This window comes from Caballeronia choica (assembly GCF_001544535.1).
GTDB lineage: Bacteria > Pseudomonadota > Gammaproteobacteria > Burkholderiales > Burkholderiaceae > Caballeronia > Caballeronia choica.
Genome location: NZ_FCON02000130.1, coordinates 1 through 21,825 on the forward strand (window position 1 = coordinate 1; position 21,825 = coordinate 21,825).

The window sequence follows — 21,825 nt, forward strand, 5'->3', positions numbered from 1 at the left end:
GACTTCGCCGAGCGTTTCATCGGGACCGCGGTGGAACACTTCAAGAGCGTCGACATCATCGTCAACAACGCTGGCTTCACGTGGGACAACGTGGTTCAGAAGATGAGCGACGAGCAGTGGTACGCGATCATGGATTGCCACCTCACGGCACCGTTTCGCATCCTGCGCGCGGCGTATCCGGTGATCAGCGCTGCCGCCAAGGCCGAAGCCGCCGAGGGCCGCGAAGTGTTCCGCAAGGTGGTGAACATCTCTTCGGTGGCGGCTGGCGGCAACGCGGGGCAGATCAATTACTCGTCGGCGAAGGCGGGCATCCTGGGCATGACCAAGACGATGGCGAAGGAGTGGGGCCGCCTGAAGGTCAACGTCAACGCCGTGGCATTCGGCCTCATCGAAACGCGTCTGACGCAGGCGCTGGCCGGCGATGAAAGCAAGACCGTGAGCATCGAAGGCCGCGAGATCAAGGTCGGTGTGCAACAGGCGATGCTCGACGGCGCAAGCCGGGCGATTCCGCTGGGCCGTCCGGGAACCGACGTGGAAGCAGCAGGGTCGGTGTACCTCTTTTGCTCGCCTGAATCGAATTACGTTTCCGGTCAGGTACTGGTCTGCGGCGGCGGCTACAGCAACCTTTGATTCGATCTCTTCGCGGCCCTGGCAACTCGCGGGGCCGCGAGGTTGTGCGACTCGCACCCGTGACGCTCTCTAGCGGCTTAAACCGCTGGCAGCCAGCGCCTTCAATGCGGGCAAATCCAGAACCTCGATTTTCCCGTAATCGATCGCGATCAGCCCTCTCGCGGACAGCTTGCCCAGTTCCTTATTGATCGTTTGACGCGATTTTCCGAGCATCGAACCCAATTTGCCCTGGCTCAGGGACAGAGAGCGAGAGGGGCTGCCCGTTCCGGAATTGCCGGAAGGAGCCAGCAGTTCGACGATCCGGGCGGCGAGTTGAGTCGACAAATCGCTCAGGACACGCTGTTGAACGGATACGGCGTTGTCGCGTTGTCTGGCAAGCGCAAAGAGTGCAACCGAACGCCAAAGGATCGGCTCGTCATTCATGACTTCGATCAGCGCATCGGACGGCAGATGGACCAACAGCGCGTCTTCCAGCACGACGTAATCATACGGTGCACGAATTTCCTGTAGCAGTCGCACCAGCCCCGAGCAGTCACCCGCGCGCATCAGAATGCCCACGAACCTGGAGCCGTCCTCATTGGTACGACTCACCTCGACACTTCCAGAAACGACGACAAGCACCTCGCGCCGCTCCCTGTCCGCCGCCATGACTTGCGTGTGCTTCTTGTGATGCTCCAGACGCGCCGTCCTTGCCAGACGCTCGACACTCGCAAGCGGCCATTCGGCGAAAAGCGTACTGGCTCGAAGCGCCCGGCAGATCAGTGCAAACGAATCTGCGGCGTTCGCCTGGTGGCGCATAACCATCTCCGGGTACTGAACAAGCAAAAGCCGAATGCGGGATTGTCCTGACTACGCCGTCAACGAGATTGTCAATTCTTCGACTGACTCGGCATCGCGTGCATTTTATCCTAACCATCACTTGAGTTCGCTTAGGGAACTCCACATCCTTTCCTCTGGAATGAAAAACATGTTTGAGACGCGTGAACTCACGGAATTCAGGAGACAGGCCCGCGAATTCGTGCGCGCCAATCTGCCGTCCGATATTCGCGACATGGTGCGAAGCGGACGGCAAATTCCACGTGAGCGCGTGGTCGCCTGGTATCAGATCCTCGCGAAGCACGGCTACCTCGTGCCGCATTGGCCGCGTGAATGGGGCGGACAGGGCTGGACGGTTCAGCAGGAGCTGACGTTCGAAGAAGAGCTCTGCAATAACGACGCCCCCGAGATCGTCATGGTCAGTTTCTCGATGATCGCGCCGATCCTGATGCGCTTCGGAACCGACGCCCAGCGCCATCGATTCCTGCCGGAGATCGCGGCAGGAAGGCAATGGTGGTGCCAGGGATACTCGGAACCCAACGCGGGTTCCGACCTTGCGTCGGTGAAAACGCGGGCGCAGCGCACCCGTGACGGATACGTGATCAACGGATCGAAGATCTGGACGTCCTATGCGCAGTATTCGGACTGGATCTTCTGCATCGTGCGCACCAATCCGGACGTGAAGCCGCAGGAAGGAATTTCGTTCCTGCTCGTCGACATGAAGTCGCCCGGTGTCACGGTCAGGCCCATCGTCGGCATCCATGGCTGGGTAGTCTTCAATGAGGTGTTCTTCGATAACGTGGAAGTCCCGTTCGAGAACCTCGTTGGCAAGGAAAACGAAGGATGGATGATTGCGAAGTCGCTGCTTGAATTCGAACGTCTGAAGCTCGCGCGAATCGGCGAGAACAAGCGGCGCCGCGCACGCGCTCAGGAAGTCGCGCTGACTCGCGCCGAAGGCGGCGTGCGCCTTGCAGACCGATCGTGGTTCCGGCAAAGGTTCGCCGAACTGGAAATGCAGTTGATGGCGCTCGAGGCCAATGCCGCTCGTTTCATCCAGCGCTCCATTTCGGGCCAGCCGATCGGCGCCGAGGTTTCCATGTTGAAGCTGAGGGGCAGCCGGCTGATCCAGCTATGGGAGCAACTGATTGTCGACGGGTTGGGTCAGGAGGGCCTGGTCCTCGATCCTCAGGTGCTTGAAGTCGGCCCGCCGTCGCCGCAACAGGACGCCATTTCAGCCACCGCTTCATCGCGGCGGTTCGTCGCGCGCGGTTACACGATCGCCGGCGGCAGCAGTGAAATCCAACGCAACATTCTTTCCAAAGCGGTACTCGGACTATGAGCGAACACATTCTCAACGACGACCAGGACATGCTGTCCGACAGCGCCCGGAAATACATCGCTCGCGGGTACGGTACGGCGGTGCGAGAGGCGTCGTTCGCTCACCCGGACGGATGCCTGCCCGAGCGCTGGAATGAGTTTGCCGAACTCGGCTGGCTTGCGATGCCTGTTCCCGAAGCCGACGAGGGTCTCGGCAGTTCGCTTGGCGACATCTGCGTTCTGGCGGAAGAGCTCGGGCGCGGGCTGGTCAACGAACCCTTCGTCGCCTCGGCGGTGTTGGGCACCATGCTGTTCGTCGATGTGGCCAAAGCCGAACTCCGTGCGCGTTACCTTCCGGATATCGTCGCTGGCCGCAAGCGCCTCGCATTCGCGGCCTGGGAGGCCGGCGTCTCGTTCGACGCGGGCGCCGTCACCATGACCGCGCAGCCGACCGGACAGACCTTCCGCCTGAACGGCGCGAAAGCGCTGGTGCCCGGTGGCGCCGGCGCTAACGCGTATCTGCTCGCCGCCATGGTGCCCGGCAACAGCATGGGCTTGTTCCTCGTGGAAGCGGATTCGCCGGGCCTGACTGTCACGCCGCGCTCGCTATACGACGGCCAGCGCGTAGCCGACATCGTGCTCGACGGCGTCGATTGCGCCGAGGCACTGGTGATCGGGTCGCGTGAAGAAGTGCTGCAACTGATCGAACGCGCTATCGACCGTGCGATCGTCGCGCAGTGTGCCGAGACCGTGGGCGTCATGGTTGCCGCGTTCGACATTACCCGCGAGTACCTGACCACGCGCAAGCAGTTTGGCCGCACCATCGGCGCGAATCAGGTGATCCAGCACCGCATGGTCGACCTCATGGTCGAGATCGAGGAAGCACGCGCGTTGACGCGCGCCGCTGCCAGCGTGATCGATCAGGAGAGCGGGAGCAAATCCGTCGCGCGACGTCGCTACAGCGCGGCTGCCAAAGCCTTCGTCTCGCGAGCGGCAACGCACATGTGGGAAGAGTCAGTGCAGCTCCATGGCGCGATCGGCATGACGCAGGAGTACACGCTCGGCCAGTTCGTCAAGCGAATGGCAGCGGCTTCGACGCTCTACGGAGGGGCCGAGCATCAACTCGAACAGCTTGCGGCGACCGTGCTCGACGGGCCGTTGGCTGCGCGCGGCTAAGCGGCTTCGTTGCACCTGCTCCCGAAGCCGGAGTGGTGCATCGCTTTACCGATCATGAACCGGCAGCGTCAGCCGGGTTTGTCGAACGCTCAAGACCGCCCTTTGCTGGCGAAGGATCACTCATGTCACACGACAGGCATAACACGCCCGACAACGCCCCTTTGAAGGGACTGCGGGTCGTCGAGTTCGGGCAATACATTGCGGTGCCAGCTTGCGGCCAGATGATGGCCGAGTTGGGCGCGGATGTGATCAAGGTAGAACCGCCCGAGGGCGACGCCGGACGATATGCAGGCTGGAACAGGGACCACTACGGACCCATATTTTCAGCCTGCAACTGGTCGAAGCGCTCCGTTGCGCTCGATCTGCGCGATCCGGAAGAACGCAAGGACGCATTCGCGCTGGCGTGCACCGCCGATGTGGTCCTCCAGAACTACCGGCCCGGCGTGATGCAAAAACTGGGTCTCGACGCGGCCGCGCTGACCGATGAAGTGCCGCGTCTCGTGTACGGCCAGGTCAGCGGTTTCGGTCAAACCGGGCCGGCGAGCCGGCGGGCGGGTTTCGACATCGCCGCGCAAGCGGAAAGCGGCATGATGAGCATCAATGGCGACGGCGACCGTGACCCGACGCGAGTGGGATTTACGGTCGTCGATGTGATGGCCGCCAACGCGCTGACCTCGGGTGTGCTCGCAGCGCTGATCAGGCGGTCCGTCAGCGGGCGCGGCGGCATCGTCGATGTCTCTCTCGTCGATGTCGCTGTGTCCGCGATGTCCAGCGTATGGGCCGACTATCGGCTGACTGGCGTGGTGCCAGCGCGCTCAGGTAACGGCCAGACCAATGCGACGCCGGCAGCCGAAGTGATGCCCACCGCCGATGGCAACGTCGTGATTTCAGCCTATACGAAGGAACATTTTGCGCGTCTGTGCGCGGCGCTCGATCGGCCGGAGATCGCCGCCGATCCGCGGTTCTGCGAAAACGCCGCGCGCCTGAAGAATCGGGAGGCGATGCTCGTCGAATTGCGTCGCGCAACCAGCCGGCTTTCCACGGCTGATCTCTGTGAACGCCTCACCCGCATCGGTGTGGTTTTTGGCATGGTGCGAACCATGGACGAGATAAGTCCAGGACAAGCAGGCGTCTCAGCCGATCTGTTCGTCAAGGTCCACGCGGCGGGACGCGAGCCCATGTTGCTCCCGGGTTGCCCTGCGGCATTTCACGACTACCGCCGACATGAAGGGCGCCTGCCCGACATTGGCGAGCATACGGCGGAAGTCCTCGCTGAACTCTCACTTGGACGAACCGGGGCGTGCGCGGATTGAGGCGATGCGCGCGCCTTGCCGTGGCGAAACGGCCGTGTCAGTTGCTGAATACCCGAAGAAGCGAATTACGGAAATCAAATGAACGGTCCTGATCATCTGCTTGACTCGAATGCGCCGGTTGTGTCGTGGCGCGATGGCGCGTGCGCGCACCTGCGATTCAATCGTCCCAGAACCTTGAACGCCATCGATCTCATCAGCGGGGCGGGGCGGGCATTCATTCCCTGGATCGTCGAACAACCCTCATGCATCAGTAAAGGATCAAAATGAAGACGCGTATTACAGATCTGCTCGGCATCCGCTTTCCTGTCATTCAGGGCGGCATGCAGTGGGTGGGACGAGCAGAACTGGCGTCGGCCGTGTCCAACGCGGGCGGCCTCGGCAACCTGACGGCGCTGACCCAGCCGACACCCGACGCCCTGGCACGGGAAATCGAGCGCTGCCGAACGATGACCGACAAGCCTTTTGGCGTCAACTTGACCATTCTTCCGTCCGCGAATCCGCCTCCCTATGCGGAGTATCTCGACGTGGTCATCGACAGCGGCGTGAAGGTGATCGAGACGGCCGGCAACAGTCCCAGGGAGTTCATCGAGAAGCTGAAGCGCAACGGCGTGAAGATCGTTCACAAGTGCACCAGCATCAGACATGCGCTGTCCGCCGAACGCAATGGCGTCGACGCAGTCAGCATCGACGGCTTCGAGTGCGCGGGACACCCGGGCGAAGACGACGTGCCGGGTCTGGTGCTGATTCCTCTCGCGGCTAAGGCGTTGAAGATTCCGGTCATCGCGTCGGGCGGCATCGCCGACGGATACGGCATGGCGGCAGCGCTCTCCCTGGGTGCTGAAGGCGTGAACATGGGAACCCGCTTCTGCGCGACCGTCGAGGCGCCGCTGCACGAGCGCATCAAGCGGACGCTCGTGGGCGCGAGCGAGCGGGATACGCAACTCATATTCCGCTCGTTGCGCAATACGGCGCGCGTGCTCAAGAACGCCGTGTCGGAAGAGGTGGTTGCCACCGAGCGGCGCCCGGGCGGATGCGCGTTCGACGACATTCGCCACTTGGTGGCGGGTCGCCGCGGGCACGATGCGCTTCAAAGCGGCGAGGTCGATGCGGGACTGGTATGGGCGGGGCAGGTGGTTGGACTGATCGACGACATTCCGACTTGCGAGGCGCTGCTGTCCCGCATCGTGTCGGAGTGCCGCGAGCGGCTGGCGGCGGCTGTCTCGCTCGCCATGGCGCACTGAGTTTGTCCGCGGACTCCGTGCAAGGCACTCACTCAGGGAAACCATGGGGCTTGAATGAGGCCGGATTGTCAAGCCATTGACCTTCTTGCCGGACCCTTCGGCTCTAGCATGTTAACGATCCGAGAAGGCGTCGCGGGGACCGGCGCCCGCTTCATCGAGCGGGCCACGTCGTGTCCCAGCGGCCCGCTGGATCGTTTGGTATCCATGCGTCGAGAAGAGACCCGTAGAGGTCCGATTCGCGTCCCGTTTGCTACAACAAATCCATATTGCCTGTCAGGCCGGGGGCATTTCCCCCGACGCCGGATCGGAGCGATCCAAGGAGGAGACATGTTTCAGAAAACCAGTCGGTTGCACGCCTGGATCGTGGTCGTCATGTTGTTCCTGTTCATGGTGATCAATTTTGCGGACAAGGCCGTCATCGGGCTTGCCGCGGTGCCGATCATGCGCGATCTCGGGCTGTCGCCTCAGCAGTTCGGGATCGTCGGCGGGAGTTTCTTCCTGCTGTTCACGGTTTCCGGGCTCCTTTTCGGACTCGCGTCCACGCGCATCAAAACCCGGTGGCTGCTGGCGCTGCTGTCGATCGTATGGGCGATCGCACAGTTTCCCCTCGTTGGAACCGTGACCTATCCCGTGTTGATCGCTTGCCGCGTGTTGCTTGGAGCAGGCGAAGGCCCCGCATATGCGCTCGCCGCTCATGCAAGCTATAAATGGTTCGACAACACGAAACGCAACATCCCCACGGTCATCGTTCAGCAAGGCGCTAGCGTGGGCCTGCTGCTGGCAGGTCCGTGCCTCACGTTCCTGATCACCCGCTACGACTGGCATGCCGCTTTCCTCGCCCTAGGTGTCGTCGGGTGTCTCTGGACCGCTGTGTGGCTCGTCGTTGGCAAGGATGGCACCGTCGACGAGACGCGCTCTGTCGTCGAGCCGGAGCCGTCCCCGGCCGTAGTGAGTGGCCAGGCTGAAGGCATGCGTTTCATGATCAAACGGATCGCGACCGACAGGACGCTGGTCGGCAGCATCATCCTCACGTTCGCAGGATATGCGGTCGTCTCCGTCAACTTCACCTGGTTTCCTGCCTACCTGCATGCCGGACTGGGTTACCCGGCGAGCGACGCTGGCTGGCTGTTCTCGCTCATGGCGGGCGTGTCGATACCGTCGATGCTCGCGGTCGCCTGGATTTCCCGCGTGCTGAAAGACAAAGGCGCTTCGTCGCATCTGTCTCGCGGCGTCATGGCCAGTGCACCGGTCGCACTGGCGGGAGTCTTCATGTTGTGCTCGACAACGGACATCAGCCCGAGCGCGAAACTCGTGTGCTACACCATCGCGAGTGTACTGAGCCAGTGCGGCATGACCCTCTCGCCGCTGATGGTCGGTGAAGTGGTGGCGGCACGGCAACGAGGCGCGTGGCTGTCGGTCGTCACGGCACTCGGCACTTTTGCCGGTGTGCTCATCCCCCCGCTGATAGGCCACTTCGTCAGCGCGGCGCACGGCACCGCCGCGGGATTCGAGAACGGCTTCGTCCTGCTCGGGAGCATGTTGATTCCCGCTGGACTGCTCGGTATCTGGCTGATGAACCCGGAAAAATCGGCACGGCGATTGCAGCGGCAGCGCATGGCTCGCGAGACGGCCGACGGCCAGAGCGCGGTCGCGCATGAAGAGAGCCGGTCGAATATCGCGCAATCCCTGTAGCGGTTGATCGGCCTCGTGATTGGCAATTCGAGCCCTCGGCGTGTTCGCGATATCGAATGAATCGGCGTGCTGCCGAGGGAGGGACATATGACTGGAGAAGTAAAGCCCATGTTGCAGGAGTTTTCGGTATGACGCACGATCAGTTGCTGGTGGATGTAAAGGACGGCGTGGCCACGCTGACACTGAACCGTCCTGAGAGAAAAAATGCGCTGGATCTCCCGATGCGCGACGGACTCGATGACGCGATCCGGCGGATCCGCCGGGACCGCGACATCCGTGCGGTCATCTTGCGCGGTGAAGGGGACAACTTCTGCTCCGGTGGCGATGTGCGCGGCATGTCGCCGCGAAGCGCGGAGGAAGGGCGTAACCGCATCGACGATTTGCATCCGTTCGTGAGCGCCCTGGTAGATCTGGACCGGCCGGTGATCGCGGCCGTGGACGGCGTTGCGTATGGTGCAGGGTTCAGCCTTGCGCTGGCGGCCGACTTCGTGATCGCTACGCCGCGCGCGCGCTTCTGTATGCCGTTCATCAAGATCGGCCTCGTGCCGGATTGCGGTGCGTTCTATACGTTGCCGCGCGTCGTTGGCCTCTCCAGGGCGAAAGACCTGGTCTTTACCGCGCGTGAAATCGGCGCCGATGAAGCGCAACGCATGGGTGCCGTCTTCGAAATCCAGTCTCCCGAGAGGCTTTGCGCTCGTGCCGTGCAGATCGCGCAGAGTCTCGCCCGCGCGCCTTCGACCGCGTTCGGACTTTCCAAGCGGGCGTTGAACATGTCGCTCGGAAGCGACTTGCGGACGCTGCTGGAGATCGAATCGGTGGCGCAAGGTATCGCATGTTCGACGGAAGCTCATCGGGATGCCGTGCAACGCTTTATGGAGAAGCTTCCTGCGCACTTCCAGTGGGCCGCCGAGTAAGGGCTGACTTTGTGCGAGCGTCAGTAAAACGTGCGAACAGATTTTGATCAAGAGGACAGGCAGATGGATTTACGCCCCACCGCTGCGGAAGAAGCCTTCCGCGAAGAAGTCAGGGACTTTGTAGAAACGCATCTTCCGGCTGACATCCGCGACAAGATGCTGGGCCACCAGCGCATGGAGAAAGACGACTATGTGCGCTGGCATCGCATCCTGCACGCGCACGGGTGGGGCGCGCCGGGCTGGCCGAAGGAATTCGGCGGCACCGGCTGGAACGCGCTGCAACGGCTCATCTTCGATGTAGAAACCGGACGCGCGGGCGCACCGCAGTTGCTGCCGTTCGGTATCAGCATGATCGGACCGGTGCTGATCAAGTACGCCAGCCCCGAACTTCAGGCGCGCTTTCTGCCGCGGATTCCAGGAGTCGACGACTTCTGGTGCCAGGGCTACTCGGAGCCCGGCTCCGGCTCCGATCTGGCTTCGCTCAGGACGCGCGCGCTCAGGAAGGGCGACCGCTATATCGTGAGCGGCCAGAAGACCTGGACCACCATGGCGCACTTCGCCGACTGGATCTTCTGCCTCGTGCGCACCGATACGGAAGCGCGGCCGCAGGAAGGCATTTCGCTGCTGCTGATCGACATCAAGTCGCCCGGCGTCAGCGTGCGTCCGATCGTGACACTCGACGGCGGCCACGATGTCAACGAGACGTGGTTCGAAGACGTCGAGGTGCCGGTAGCCAATCTGGTGGGCGAGGAAAATCGCGGCTGGACCTACGCGAAGTATCTGCTTGGGCACGAGCGCACGGGCATTGCCGGAATCGGCCACTGCTATCGCGAACTGCGCTTGCTGAAGCACTACGCCGCGCAGTCTCCCGATGGCGCGGGCGGCACGATGTTCGACGACGTGCGCATGCGCGACAAGATCGCGCGCGTCGAAATGGATCTGATGGCGCTGGAGATGCTGCTGCTGCGCGTGGCGACGGCCGATGCGGGAAAAGGGCCGGGTCCGGAGGCATCGATCGTGAAGATTCGCGGCTCGGAACTCCAGCAGGATCTCGCGATGCTGCAACTGGAGGTCGCCGGGCCGCATGGCTGGCCTTACTCGCCGCAATGGCTCGAGGCGGGCGCCGGGCAGCCCGTCAACGGGCCGGCATGGGCCGCACCGGCTGTCGCGACGTATTTCGACATGCGCAAGACATCGATCTACGGCGGAGCCACCGAAGTGCAGAAAAACATCATCTCGAAGATGATCCTCGGGTTCTAGGAAACAACCATGGACTTCAATTACAGCGAAGAGCAGCAGATGCTCGCGGACAGTCTGCGCCGCTTCGTCGACACCGAATACACGTTTGAAAAGCGGCGCAGGCGCGCCCGCGAAGGTGCGAGCTTCGACCCGGAAATCTGGACGATGCTGGCGGACATGGGCGTGATCGGCCTCACCGTGCCGGATGGGTACGGCGGCTTCGGCGAAGGCCCGGCGAGCCGGCTCGTCGTGCAGCGCGAACTGGGCCGTGCGCTGGTGCTGGAGCCGGTCATTCCGAGCGGCGTCATGGCGGCCGAAATGCTGAATGCGTTCGGCAGTCCGGCGCAGAAGGACGCCTGGCTTCTGGCCATTGCAAGCGGCAAACGCATCATGACCGCCGCCTGGCTCGAACCGGGCACGCGTTACCGGCCGGAAGCCACGCGCGCGACCGCACAGCGGAGCAAGGACGGCTACGTGCTGAACGGTGTCAAGTCGCTCGTCTGGCACGGCGAAGCAGCCGATGCGATGCTGGTCACAGCGAAACTCGACGGCGGTAACGATATCGGGCTCTTCATCGTGCCGCGTCACGCGCCCGGCCTCACCGTCACCGGCTACCCGACCATGGATGGCCTGCGTGCGGCCGATCTGAAGCTGGAAGGCGTCGTGGTCCGTGAAGATGCCATCGTGGGCGGGCCGAGCGATGGACTGAAGGCGCTCGCGCATGGGCTCGATCACGGCATGGCTGCCCTGTGTGCGGAGGCGGCAGGCGCTATGGAGCGGGTGATCGAGATCACGGCGGAGTATCTTCGCACCCGTCGCCAGTTCGGCCAGCCGTTGGGCGCATTTCAGGCGTTGCAGCATCGCATGGCCGACATGCTCGTGCAGAAGGAGTTGGCGCTGTCGATGGCCTATGTTGCAGCCCAGGCGCTCGACGAATGCGACCCGGCCCGGCGCCGTCGCATGCTGTCAGCCGCCAAGGTCACGGTTGCGAAAGCGGGGCGCTTTGTCGGCCAGCAGGCCGTGCAACTGCATGGCGGCATGGGCATGACCGACGAACTGGAAGTCGGCGACTATCTCAAGCGTCTCACTATGTTCGATCCGCTATTCGGGGACAGCGACTACCATGTCGCGCGTTACGGTGAGGCCATGCAAGGCTGAACAGGGTGGCCGCGGCACATCGCTGGCCGGGCGTCGTAGGGGGCGCTCCGGTGATGTCTGGCCTCCGGCTCGTATATGGAAGCCAACGATTTTGTTGAGGCACAATCTGAGCCGCACCAACAAGCTTTACAAGACGCTGATCCGCACTTGACGCATGCGTGTATCGACCCGCGCGCGAACGAGAGCCACCGAACCATTCGCGGTGCGCGTGTAGGGTCGTTTGGTATTTTATTCAGTCACTATCCCTCGTGTGGGCAACGGCAATGGTGTTGCGCATCTCATAAATGAAACTTACGAATTCGGTTCTGAAAACCGATGCGTACCCCGTATTTGGAAAAACATCGATAAATCAAGGGTAGGCCGAAGTGGATCTATCCTGGCTCGTTCTTTGCTTACTGCTATGGCCGAATTCGTGCGCATATGTCGGAGCGTTCAAGGTTTGCCGACGGGCCTGCGTAGAGAGAACGTGCAAGCGATCAATTTCTATGGGAGACGAAAAAAGTGAATTCCGGAGCAAACGGGAAACAGCCGCTAAACGCCGATTCTGATGTGAACGGGCATGTTACGAGACGGCCGCCTGGACGACGGCGACCGATGCAAGGTCGCGACTCAGCCGGTATCGCACGGGGCGTGGGTGACTACAAACAGCAACTACGACTGGATGGATTCGCATGCGCCGTTTGTCAGTCTTGATTAAATAAATGCGATTTCGACTGGCTGCCACTGGATCGCTCCGGCCCGGTGAGCAACACTGATCGAACATTTGAACGACCGCGCCATTCGCGCATTTCCGCGTGACGGGAATGCACATGCCGATGGCGCCTTCCCGCAAACGCGATCCTTTCTGCGCGTCTAGAGTTCCGTGAAACCTCGACGCGCTTCCTTACTTCGGCCACGCCTGAAGATCAAGCGCGAACTGACGTCCAACTGCGAAGCCCTGGTTTGCCACTGCGTCGCGACAAGTACGAGTCCCTGCATACCATGAACCACGCTCCGATCAGATCCCTGCTGATTGCCAACCGCTCCGAGATCGCGATCCGTGTGATGCGCGCGGCCGCCGAGATGGACATCCGCACGGTGGCCATCTATTCAAAGGAAGACCGTCTTGCGCTTCATCGCTTCAAGGCCGATGAGAGCTATCTCGTCGGTGAGGGCAAGAAGCCGCTCGCCGCCTACCTCGACATCGACGACGTCCTGCGCATCGCGAGACAGGCGAACGTCGACGCGATCCATCCCGGCTACGGTTTCCTCTCGGAGAATCCCGATTTCGCGCAGGCGGTTATCGACGCGGGCATACGTTGGGTCGGCCCGTCGCCGGAGGTCATGCGCATGCTCGGCAACAAGGTGGCGGCGCGCAACGCGGCGATCGCGGCCGGTGTGCCAGTGATGCCTGCCACGGACCCGCTGCCGCGCGAGCTGGGCGAGTGCAAGCGTCTTGCAGCCGGAATTGGCTATCCGCTGATGCTCAAGGCGAGCTGGGGCGGCGGTGGGCGCGGCATGCGGGTGCTGGAAAGCGAGCAGGATCTCGAGACTGCGCTTGCCGCAGCCCGGCGTGAAGCGCTTGCGGCGTTTGGCAACGACGAAGTCTATGTGGAGAAACTGGTGCGTAACGCGCGCCATGTCGAAGTGCAGGTGCTTGGCGACACGCACGGAAATCTCGTGCATCTCTACGAACGCGACTGCACGGTGCAACGGCGCAACCAGAAGGTCGTGGAGCGTGCCCCCGCGCCGTATCTCGATCATGCAGGTCGCGCCGGGCTCTGCGAATCCGCGCTGCGGCTGATGCGGGCGGTCGGCTACACGCATGCCGGCACGGTCGAGTTCCTGATGGATGCCGAGACGGGCAAGTTCTTCTTCATCGAGGTCAACCCGCGCATCCAGGTGGAACACACGGTCACCGAGGTGATCACCGGGGTCGACATCGTCAAGGCGCAGATCCGCGTTACCGAAGGCGGCACGATCGGGCTCATCGAAGACAAGCTGGATCAGGACGGCTCCGTCAGCATTCGCGCCGCCGGCGTGCCGGCGCAGGCGGAGATTCCACTGAACGGGCATGCGCTTCAATGCCGGATCACGACCGAGGACCCCGACAATGGCTTCCTGCCCGACTACGGGCGGCTGACCGCGTACCGCAGCGCGGCAGGCTTCGGGGTGCGGCTCGACGCGGGGACCGCCTACGGCGGCGCGGTGATCACACCGTACTACGATTCGCTGCTGGTCAAGGTGACGACGTGGGCGCCGACGGCGGCCGAATCGATCCGGCGGATGGACCGTGCGCTGCGCGAATTCCGCATTCGCGGTGTCGCGTCGAACCTGCAGTTCCTCGAGAATGTCATCAATCATCCCGCCTTCGGGCGAGGCGATGTCACGACCCGCTTCATCGACCTGACACCCGAGTTGCTCGCCTTCACGAAACGGCGTGACCGGGCGACCAAGCTGCTGCGCTACCTGGGCGAAGTGTGTGTCAACGGAAATCCGGAATTGACAGGCCGCGCGCTGCCGGCGTTGCCGCTGCCGAGGCGCGTGCTGCCCACGGTGGACACATCCGGGGCGTTGCCAATGGGGACACGAGACCGCCTGCACGAACTGGGCGCCGAAAAATTCGCGCGCTGGATGCTGGACCAGAAGCAGGTACTGCTGACCGACACGACGATGCGCGATGCGCACCAGTCCCTGTTCGCGACGCGCATGCGTACGGCCGACATGCTGCCGATCGCGCCGTTCTATGCCCGCGAGCTCCCGCAGCTCTTTTCGATGGAATGCTGGGGCGGCGCGACCTTCGACGTGGCGCTGCGCTTTCTCAAGGAAGACCCGTGGGAACGCCTTGTGCAATTGCGTGAACGGGTGCCCAACATCCTTTTCCAGATGCTCCTGCGCGGCTCGAATGCAGTGGGCTATACGAACTACGCCGACAATGTCGTGAGCTTCTTTGTGCGCCAGGCGGCGAGTGCCGGCGTCGATCTGTTCCGCGTGTTCGATTCCCTGAACTGGGTGCGCAACATGCGCGTGGCGATCGACGCCGTGGGCGAAAGCGGGGCGCTGTGTGAAGGCGCGATTTGCTACACGGGTGATCTGTTCGACGCTTCCCGCCCGAAGTACGACCTGAAGTATTACGTCGGAATCGCACGTGAACTCCAGCGCGCCGGCGTGCACATTCTGGGCATCAAGGACATGGCGGGCATCTGCCGTCCACAGGCTGCCGCAGCGCTCGTAAAGGCGCTCAAGGAAGAGACCGGCTTGCCCGTTCACTTCCATACGCACGACACCAGCGGCATTTCAGCCGCTTCAGCACTCGCCGCAATCGACGCCGGCTGCGATGCCGTTGACGGCGCGCTCGATGCGATGAGCGGCCTGACTTCGCAGCCGAACCTGTCGAGTATCGCCGCTGCGCTGGCGGGCAGCGAGCGCGATCCCGGGCTCAATCTAGAGCGGCTGCACGAAGCGTCGATGTACTGGGAAGGCGTGCGTCGCTACTATGCACCGTTCGAATCGGAGATCAGGGCCGGCACGGCCGACGTCTACCGTCACGAAATGCCTGGCGGCCAGTACACGAACCTTCGCGAGCAGGCACGCGCGCTCGGGATCGAACGCCGCTGGACGGAGGTGTCGCGCGCGTACGCGGACGTCAACCGGATGTTCGGCGACATCGTCAAGGTGACGCCCACCTCGAAGGTGGTCGGCGACATGGCATTGATGATGGTGGCCAACGATCTGAGCGCAGCCGACGTGTGCGATCCGGCGAAGGAAATCGCTTTTCCCGAATCGGTCGTGTCGCTCTTCAAGGGGGAGCTTGGCTTCCCACCCGATGGCTTTCCGGAAGCACTGTCGCGCAAGGTGTTGCGGGGCGACCCGCCCGCGCCATACCGGCCCGGTGACCAGCTTGCGGCAGTCGACCTGGACGCGGCGCGCGCGCAGGGTGAGGCGGCCTGCGAGCATCCGCTCGATGACCGGCAGCTCGCTTCGTACCTGATGTATCCGAAGCAGACGGCCGACTACCATGCGCACCTGCGCGCCTACAGCGACACCTCGGTGTTGCCCACGCCTGCTTTCCTGTATGGCCTGCAACCGCAGGAAGAAGTCGCCGTCGATATCGACGCGGGCAAGACACTGCTCGTGTCGCTGCAGGGACAGCACGCCGATGGCGAGGAGGGCATGGTAAAGGTCCAGTTTGAACTGAACGGACAGTCGCGCACCGCCGTCATCGAGCAGCGCAGCACCGTGCTGGCGGGGCCGGCGCGTAAAAGCCGGCCGGTTGCCGATCAAGAAAATCCACTGCATATCGCCGCGCCGATGCCGGGCTCGATCGTGACGGTCCCGGTTCAACCCGGACAGCGCGTATCGGCAGGCAGCACGCTGGTCGCACTGGAAGCGATGAAGATGGAGACGCATATCGCGGCCGAACGTGACTGCGAGATCGCCGCGGTGCATGTACAGCCGGGTGACCGCGTAGCTTCGAAAGACCTGCTCATCGAATTGAAAGCGGCGACTGATTGAGACCGGGCAGCGCCCGGCCGGGCGTCAAGGCGAAATGAAAAGAGGGCGGCAGCCTGGAACGGGGCCGCTCTTTGGCCTGTTGACGCGCAACCTGGTTCGTGAGCGCTGTCAAAGAGTTTGCCTGGAAAAGAGTGGCGGCCGCGCAAGAGCAGTTGAACAAGCGCATGAAGCGCGCTTCGCGAGCCAGGCGCTCAGACTACGCGCGGCTTCATGAGGTACGGAAAGCTGGAAAACGCGTCGACATACGGCACGACGAACACCGTCATGAAGAGCGCCAGCGCGCTGCCAGCGAGCGTGCCCGCCAGCCGCAGCAGCCCGCGCTGCGTCGATGCACCGAGACTCGGCAGCGCGACCGATCACGCATGTAACTCATGCGGCAACCAATGCGGTGTAGCGTACAGATGGCTGCGTATCCTTCGATACACTCGCCGGAGCAGGTATCGTGAGATATCCGACGGTCACATCCCGAGCGTGAACGAGGTCACACTTCGCGCTCCCTCGCCGGCTTGCGAAAACGACGCTTCCATCATCGTCCGCTTCGCCAGCTTCTACCCTCGTCCACGCATGAAGCGTACCGGCATGCGCTTCGCGCCTGATTACGCGGCATTTCCCCGGGAGGACAAGTGAGCATCGTGAGTTTTGTTCTGATCGTGAGCGGCGTCCTCCTGAATGCGATGGCGCAGCTCTGGTTGAAAGCCGGCACCAATGCGCTCGGTACCCTCAGCTTCAGCCGCGAAGCAGCGCTCTCAACTGTGTTCAGAGTGGGATTCGAGCCTCATATCATGGCTGGGCTGGCGTGTTACGTGGCGAGCGTCGCTATCTGGATCATCGCCTTGTCAAAAGTCCCGGTCAGTGTGGCGTACCCGATGCTATCGATCGGATACGTGGTCAACGCGATAGCCGCCTGGTACTTGTTTGGCGAATATCTTTCGGCGCAAAAACTGATCGGCATCGCCGTCATCATCATCGGGGTCTTGCTCGTCGCGAAATCTTAAGTCTCGAACACGGAGTCACACCATGCGAGTACTGATAACCGGCGCGTCAGGCTTTCTCGGGACCGAATGCGTCAAGCATTTCACCGCCCGCGCTCATGAAGTGACGACGACTGACAAGACCGGACCGGTCAATCTGACAGGCGATCTTTCCGATCCGGTCTTCACCGCTTCGCTGCCGGACGTCGACGTAGTGGTCAACTGCGCCGCCGTTCAATACGTCACTAAGGACATCCCTCTTCTGTTTAGAAAGTCGTTTTTCGAACGCAACAACGTGCTGGCCGCAAACAACCTTTGCGAGCGCTACCGGGTCCAGGCGCCGCATTTCATTCACGTCGGCACCAGCATGATGTACCGGCAGACCGGACAGGACCAGTACGATGTGCGCAGCACCCTGTGCGGAGAAGGCGTGTACAGCCGTTCGAAGATGGCGGCCCAGGCGTTCATCGACACGGTTCCGGGTGCGGCGACGATCATTCCCTGCATCATCGGCGGGGAAGGCAGAGAGGGCCTTTTCCGAGGCTTCGTCAACATGATGACGAAGTTCGGCTTCGTCGCGTTTCCCGGTCGCGGCGATCACAAAATCCACATGGTTCACGTCCTCGATGTCGCGAGCCTCATCTATCGCGTTGCTGAAACTCGTGCCAGCGGATTTTTCAACGCCGCGGCTCCGGAACCGCTTTCGATCCGACAATGGATCGACGAAATCGCAGATGAACTCGGCGTGCAGCATGTGCGAAAGGTGTCAATTCCGCTGCTTCCGGTAAAGGGGCTGTCGTGGCTGTCGTGCTACCGCTTACTCGCGCGGGAGCAGTTGCTCATGCTCCAGTTGCAGCACGTCCTTTCGATTGACGAATCCCTGAAGATTGGCTGGCGTCCGCAGTTTTCGAATGCGAGGATCGCCCGGGATATCGCCTTGCACATCAATCGAACCAGGTCGGCACGACCGGGACTTTCCCGCTCGGAGTAACAGCGAGCAACGGCGCACATGGGCCTCGTGGCCGCCGCATCGCATCGTCGGGATGCTCAACTTGCAGCAAGCACAGTCAAGACGCACAGTGCGATGATGGACAGACTTGCCCGGTTCTTGATGGCAAAGACAATCGGGTCGTCGTGCATCTGCCCGCGAAACGCGAACATCCACACGCGGCTGATCCAATACAAGAGAAGACCGAAGAGTATCCACAGCGTTTGTGGATGACGATACAGTATCCTGACGTCGGAGGAATTCATGTAAAGCGCAAGCACGAGTACCGCGACATAACCCGCCGCCGTGCCGAACGAGCGAACGATGCTCATGTCCTCGGTGAGATAGCCCCGGCCGGCTGCCGAGCCCTTGCCATTGCCGTCGCGCTGCATTGCATCGAGTTCCGTGTATCGCTTCACCATCGCAAGACTGAGAAAGATCATCACCGAGAACATGATCAACCAGTCGGAAAGCACGATCCCGCCGGCCGCTCCGCCGGCGACGATACGTACCGTATAGAGCGCCGCCAGCGCAAACACGTCGATCAGCATAATGCGCTTGAGGCGGAATGAATAGGCGAGTGTCGCGATAACATAGAATGCCAGCACGAGCTGAAACGCCGGAGACAGCATGAGCGCAAGGCTCGCCGATGCCATCAGCAGTATGAACATCAGACCGATGCCGAAGAGGAGCGACAACTGACCCGACGCGAACGGACGATTGCGCTTGCGGGCATGACGCCGGTCGGCATCGAGATCGAGCATGTCGTTCAGCAGATAGACCGATGATGCGCAAAAGCAGAACGAAAGAAATGCAATGCCCTCTGCGACCAGAGTATGGACATTGGTGAAACGATGGGATGCGAGCAATGGCACGAAGATCAGCAGGTTCTTCACCCATTGATAAACGCGCATTTCCTTGAGCACGAGCCGGAAAAACGTGCGCTCGTTCTCAAAGAGGATGGTCTTTTCATTCACTCTATGAGCTGCCGCCTCCATGGTCTTGCTTCCCACGACGATCGCCTGGCGTGCCTGCTTCCATACGGGCACATCGGCACGAGCATTGCCGCAGTAGTCGAAGCCGTGGACGCCGAACTCCGCAGACAAGGCTCCTGCCTTGGTCGGGCCGGAGAAATTGCGCGACTCGTTGCTCGCCATGACGCCTTTGAAAAAGCCGAAATGCAAGGCGATTTCTTGGGCGAATCGTTGATCGCCTGCGGTGCATAGATAGAGATCGCGGCCGCTCGAGTGTTCTCGTTTCAGAAAATCGACGAAGCGCTCGTTATAGGGCAGCAACGATACATCGATGGCGACGCGCGCTGCGATCTGAGCCTTAAGGTATCCCTTGCCACGCAGTAGCCACGCGATGCAGTAGAACGCATAGAGCGGATTTTGCTTGATCAATACGAAAAACGACTCGATCAGCAAATCGGTACGAGCCAGCGTGCCGTCCAGATCAACGCAAAGAGGAACACTTGCAGGCGTCATGGGTAGCCTTGAGCAGTTATCGTCAATTTAAACCTAAGCCTGGGGACCGTGGGGCACTTCCCCTACCGGCTTCGGACGCCTTACGCCGGTGGCGCCGCGTCCGCGTCGACACACTCGGACCGCGGACCACAGCGACCTCGCCTTTCCTGTCAAGTTTCAGCCAATCCGACCAGGCGCCAGATCGTTGCGCCACGCGGCAACTGGCCGTGCATATCGCGCGAGGCAGAGTGCATAGACGATCAGGCTGGCGACTACATAGGTGATGTGGCGTGGCCCGGCGAACATCGTCAGAACCACCAGCGAAATCAGCACAAGTTCGACGCGGGGCGGGAACATCGAAAGGCGCACGCCTGGACGTTCGAACGCTGTCCCGAGCAAGATTGTCAAAGGAATCAGCGCAGCTACGAGATGCACCGGCTCAAGCACCGGCGAGGCGACGAGCATCGTCATGACGGCCAACGCGAAGTCGATGCGTCGGTCTGTATGCCGACGAAAAACGAGCGCGATCGCTAGCAGACAAACGACCACGGCGGTCACGAACCAGATCGCGTGTAGCGTCGATTCGGAGACCGTTTTGCCCGCCATTCTGGCGAGCGCGTTGACTGCGCCGCGCAGCGAGTTGTTGTCCGGCGCGCTGTCAAGTCCGAGGTTGGAAGCAGCAAGGCGCGGCATATCTGCGACGACGTAATGCCAGATGGCATAGAAGCCCAGTTTCCACGCGGTAAGAATCGTGATTACCAACGATGTTGCAGCAGTCGCCACGGCCGTGCGCCATTCACGGCGCATGAGTAGCAGGCCGCCAATGACAATCGGCGTGACCTTCAGCACGATCGCCGTGCCTAGAAAGATTCCCGCGATATATCGATTGCCCCGATCTAAAAAAAACAGAGCGCCGACAACAAGGAAGAACAAAAGTTGGTTCGACTGCCCCAGTAAAATATCAATCATCAACGGATAGGTCGCAAGCGCGATTGCGACAAGCAATAGGCGCACACCGCTGTCTTTGCCTCGATAGGCGACCTTGACCAGCAATGCCAGGCCGATGGCGAACAGCAGCACGGAGCAGGACACCCAAACGAGTTTCGCCACAAGCGGCGGCAAATGGCCAAAGGGCGAGAAAAGCAGCGCAAACTGCGGCGGATATGTATAGAAAATGCTTGTACCACCTTTCGTAACCCCTATCGCCTGCAAGAACGCGAGCAGCGAGGGCTGATCGTAAAGTAGTGACGCGTCGCCGGGACGATGCAGCACTGTCGTGAACGCGTACAGATAGAAGTTGAAATCTTCAAAGGCATTCGCGGGCGTCGCCCGAATCTCGCCGTACAGCCGCGCGAGGCGCACGGAAAGTGCGCACAGTGCCAGCACCATTAGCGCGCTCCCAGCGACAATGGGTGACAGAGTCCATCTGCTGCGAATCGTTCGCGTCGAAGACATAGGAGCCCCTCGTTTCGAAGTGAGCCAATGACCGGTGGCGCCCGGTGCGTCCATGCGCCGCGCCCGCATAAATTCAAATGGTGCCCGGCCAGGTCTTTACAGGAGCACGACGCTTACGAGCTCGGATTGTGCCGACTGAGGGTGCGCATCGCCGCTTTGCCCAAGATGGCGGCGAAAGGCATGATTTCGATGATGATCGCGACGCCGAACTTTAATGGATAAGCGACGCGCAGATCCAACGCGTCGGAGCGAGGAGGCCGTAAAGCGCGAATCCCGAGCCAAGAGCGCCAATGTGAGCGCGCCTGTAAAGCACGAGGAAAGACTCGACCAGCGAGTCGGTCGCGAGAGTGTTCGAGATCAACGCAAAGTGAAACGCTCGCATCAGCCATGCTCGCCTCAAAGGTCGATCCGCAGCACGGAAGCATCGCGGGGCGTCGTCGGTGGGGCAAACGATCGAAGAGTCGTGATCTGTATCTGTTCGTTACCCAACATGCTACGTGGCACTGTCCGTAGCAGTGATACTGCATGTAAGGGCTACGAGCAAACTGTGTGGCAGCGCACACAAGGTGGTTTGTTAATTAATATGAAGTGAAAAATGCGATGTGAAAATAACGCACTCGTTTTTTTTATTGAAATATGAGGAAACAATGACCGAATAGCTAGCGACGCAACCGCGCTTTGCGCCAGTTGAACACAGGTGGCCGCGCAAATTCGGACAGGCGGATAAGTGGAACGCTCGGGGCCTGAGCCGGCGATAATGCCGACAAAGGAACCAGGAAGATGACGAAGAGAACCCGGCGGACGCACTCAGACGCGTTCAAAGCGAAAGTGGCGATGGCGGCAAACAGGTCGATGCTGTCGCGCGGAAGTCGTGACCCGTAATCGGTTCCGGGTGATCAGGCAGCAGGTATTTCATCGCCTTGTTAAACGTCGCGCGACTCATGTGACCGGTCTT

15 protein-coding genes are annotated in these 21,825 nt (G+C 61.5%); 12 read left to right on the top strand and 3 right to left on the bottom strand.

Going from position 1 to position 21,825, the window contains the following annotated elements:
- Nucleotides 1-630: SDR family NAD(P)-dependent oxidoreductase (locus AWB68_RS33865; protein ID WP_087648653.1), on the top strand; the 630-nt coding region annotated here is incomplete at its 5' end.
- A gap of 69 nt (nucleotides 631-699) precedes the next feature.
- Here AWB68_RS33865 and AWB68_RS33870 read toward each other — a convergent pair.
- Nucleotides 700-1,428: a Crp/Fnr family transcriptional regulator gene (locus tag AWB68_RS33870; protein ID WP_160110116.1), complete on the bottom strand. Its 729-nt coding sequence runs from the start codon at nucleotides 1,426-1,428 to the stop codon at nucleotides 700-702.
- 169 nt (nucleotides 1,429-1,597) lie between these two features.
- Between AWB68_RS33870 and AWB68_RS33875 the strand changes: the two genes are divergently transcribed.
- From AWB68_RS33875 to AWB68_RS33935, 11 genes are all read left to right on the top strand, one after another.
- Entirely contained in the window at nucleotides 1,598-2,785 is a 1,188-nt protein-coding gene (locus AWB68_RS33875) for an acyl-CoA dehydrogenase family protein (RefSeq protein ID WP_235028634.1), read from the top strand.
- Nucleotides 2,782-3,939, top strand: coding sequence for an acyl-CoA dehydrogenase family protein (locus tag AWB68_RS33880; RefSeq protein ID WP_087648656.1), 1,158 nt, complete (start codon nucleotides 2,782-2,784; stop codon nucleotides 3,937-3,939). The genes AWB68_RS33875 and AWB68_RS33880 overlap by 4 nt, the downstream gene beginning before the upstream one ends.
- A 122-nt stretch (nucleotides 3,940-4,061) precedes the next feature.
- The gene (locus tag AWB68_RS33885; protein ID WP_087648657.1) at nucleotides 4,062-5,252 is read left to right on the top strand and encodes a CaiB/BaiF CoA transferase family protein; all 1,191 of its coding nucleotides are present in this window, start codon (nucleotides 4,062-4,064) and stop codon (nucleotides 5,250-5,252) included.
- Between the two features lie 263 nt (nucleotides 5,253-5,515).
- Nucleotides 5,516-6,493, top strand: a complete 978-nt coding sequence (locus AWB68_RS33895) for an NAD(P)H-dependent flavin oxidoreductase (protein WP_087648659.1) — start codon at nucleotides 5,516-5,518, stop codon at nucleotides 6,491-6,493.
- A 327-nt stretch (nucleotides 6,494-6,820) separates the two neighbouring features.
- The gene (locus AWB68_RS33900) at nucleotides 6,821-8,185 is read left to right on the top strand and encodes an MFS transporter (protein ID WP_160110117.1); all 1,365 of its coding nucleotides are present in this window, start codon (nucleotides 6,821-6,823) and stop codon (nucleotides 8,183-8,185) included.
- A gap of 128 nt (nucleotides 8,186-8,313) precedes the next feature.
- Entirely contained in the window at nucleotides 8,314-9,099 is a 786-nt protein-coding gene (locus tag AWB68_RS33905) for an enoyl-CoA hydratase/isomerase family protein (RefSeq protein ID WP_087648661.1), read from the top strand.
- A 63-nt stretch (nucleotides 9,100-9,162) separates the two neighbouring features.
- Nucleotides 9,163-10,359, top strand: coding sequence for an acyl-CoA dehydrogenase family protein (locus AWB68_RS33910; protein WP_087648662.1), 1,197 nt, complete (start codon nucleotides 9,163-9,165; stop codon nucleotides 10,357-10,359).
- 9 nt (nucleotides 10,360-10,368) lie between these two features.
- Complete coding sequence (locus AWB68_RS33915) at nucleotides 10,369-11,496, top strand: acyl-CoA dehydrogenase family protein (protein WP_087648663.1); 1,128 nt, start codon at nucleotides 10,369-10,371, stop codon at nucleotides 11,494-11,496.
- Nucleotides 11,497-12,477: 981 nt separating this feature from the next.
- Nucleotides 12,478-15,990 (top strand): pyruvate carboxylase, encoded by a 3,513-nt coding sequence (locus tag AWB68_RS33920; RefSeq protein ID WP_087648664.1) that lies wholly within the window; start codon nucleotides 12,478-12,480, stop codon nucleotides 15,988-15,990.
- Between the two features lie 623 nt (nucleotides 15,991-16,613).
- Nucleotides 16,614-16,985 (top strand): SMR family transporter, encoded by a 372-nt coding sequence (locus tag AWB68_RS33930; RefSeq protein WP_087648666.1) that lies wholly within the window; start codon nucleotides 16,614-16,616, stop codon nucleotides 16,983-16,985.
- A 22-nt stretch (nucleotides 16,986-17,007) separates the two neighbouring features.
- Nucleotides 17,008-17,952 carry an NAD-dependent epimerase/dehydratase family protein gene (locus tag AWB68_RS33935; protein WP_087648667.1) on the top strand — a complete coding sequence of 315 codons (945 nt, stop codon included), beginning with the start codon at nucleotides 17,008-17,010 and terminating at the stop codon, nucleotides 17,950-17,952.
- 56 nt (nucleotides 17,953-18,008) lie between these two features.
- Here the strand turns inward: AWB68_RS33935 and AWB68_RS33940 are convergent, their stop codons facing one another.
- Together AWB68_RS33940 and AWB68_RS33945 are read right to left on the bottom strand one after the other, a co-directional pair.
- Nucleotides 18,009-19,436 carry a UbiA family prenyltransferase gene (locus AWB68_RS33940; RefSeq protein WP_087648668.1) on the bottom strand — a complete coding sequence of 476 codons (1,428 nt, stop codon included), beginning with the start codon at nucleotides 19,434-19,436 and terminating at the stop codon, nucleotides 18,009-18,011.
- Between the two features lie 156 nt (nucleotides 19,437-19,592).
- A complete protein-coding gene (locus tag AWB68_RS33945) occupies nucleotides 19,593-20,804 on the bottom strand; it encodes a glycosyltransferase family 87 protein (protein WP_235028635.1) in 1,212 nt (403 codons plus the stop codon).
- Nucleotides 20,805-21,825: the final 1,021 nt, after the last annotated feature.

Coding starts and splice junctions, on each gene's coding strand:
- AWB68_RS33880 (WP_087648656.1), top strand. CDS start 2,782: ATGAGCGAACACATTCTCAACGACGACCAGGACATGCTGTCCGACAGC.
- AWB68_RS33945 (WP_235028635.1), bottom strand. CDS start 20,804: ATGGTGCTGGCACTGTGCGCACTTTCCGTGCGCCTCGCGCGGCTGTAC.
- AWB68_RS33905 (WP_087648661.1), top strand. CDS start 8,314: ATGACGCACGATCAGTTGCTGGTGGATGTAAAGGACGGCGTGGCCACG.
- AWB68_RS33935 (WP_087648667.1), top strand. CDS start 17,008: ATGCGAGTACTGATAACCGGCGCGTCAGGCTTTCTCGGGACCGAATGC.
- AWB68_RS33915 (WP_087648663.1), top strand. CDS start 10,369: ATGGACTTCAATTACAGCGAAGAGCAGCAGATGCTCGCGGACAGTCTG.
- AWB68_RS33895 (WP_087648659.1), top strand. CDS start 5,516: ATGAAGACGCGTATTACAGATCTGCTCGGCATCCGCTTTCCTGTCATT.
- AWB68_RS33870 (WP_160110116.1), bottom strand. CDS start 1,428: ATGCGCCACCAGGCGAACGCCGCAGATTCGTTTGCACTGATCTGCCGG.
- AWB68_RS33885 (WP_087648657.1), top strand. CDS start 4,062: ATGTCACACGACAGGCATAACACGCCCGACAACGCCCCTTTGAAGGGA.
- AWB68_RS33910 (WP_087648662.1), top strand. CDS start 9,163: ATGGATTTACGCCCCACCGCTGCGGAAGAAGCCTTCCGCGAAGAAGTC.
- AWB68_RS33940 (WP_087648668.1), bottom strand. CDS start 19,436: ATGACGCCTGCAAGTGTTCCTCTTTGCGTTGATCTGGACGGCACGCTG.
- AWB68_RS33920 (WP_087648664.1), top strand. CDS start 12,478: ATGAACCACGCTCCGATCAGATCCCTGCTGATTGCCAACCGCTCCGAG.
- AWB68_RS33900 (WP_160110117.1), top strand. CDS start 6,821: ATGTTTCAGAAAACCAGTCGGTTGCACGCCTGGATCGTGGTCGTCATG.
- AWB68_RS33875 (WP_235028634.1), top strand. CDS start 1,598: ATGTTTGAGACGCGTGAACTCACGGAATTCAGGAGACAGGCCCGCGAA.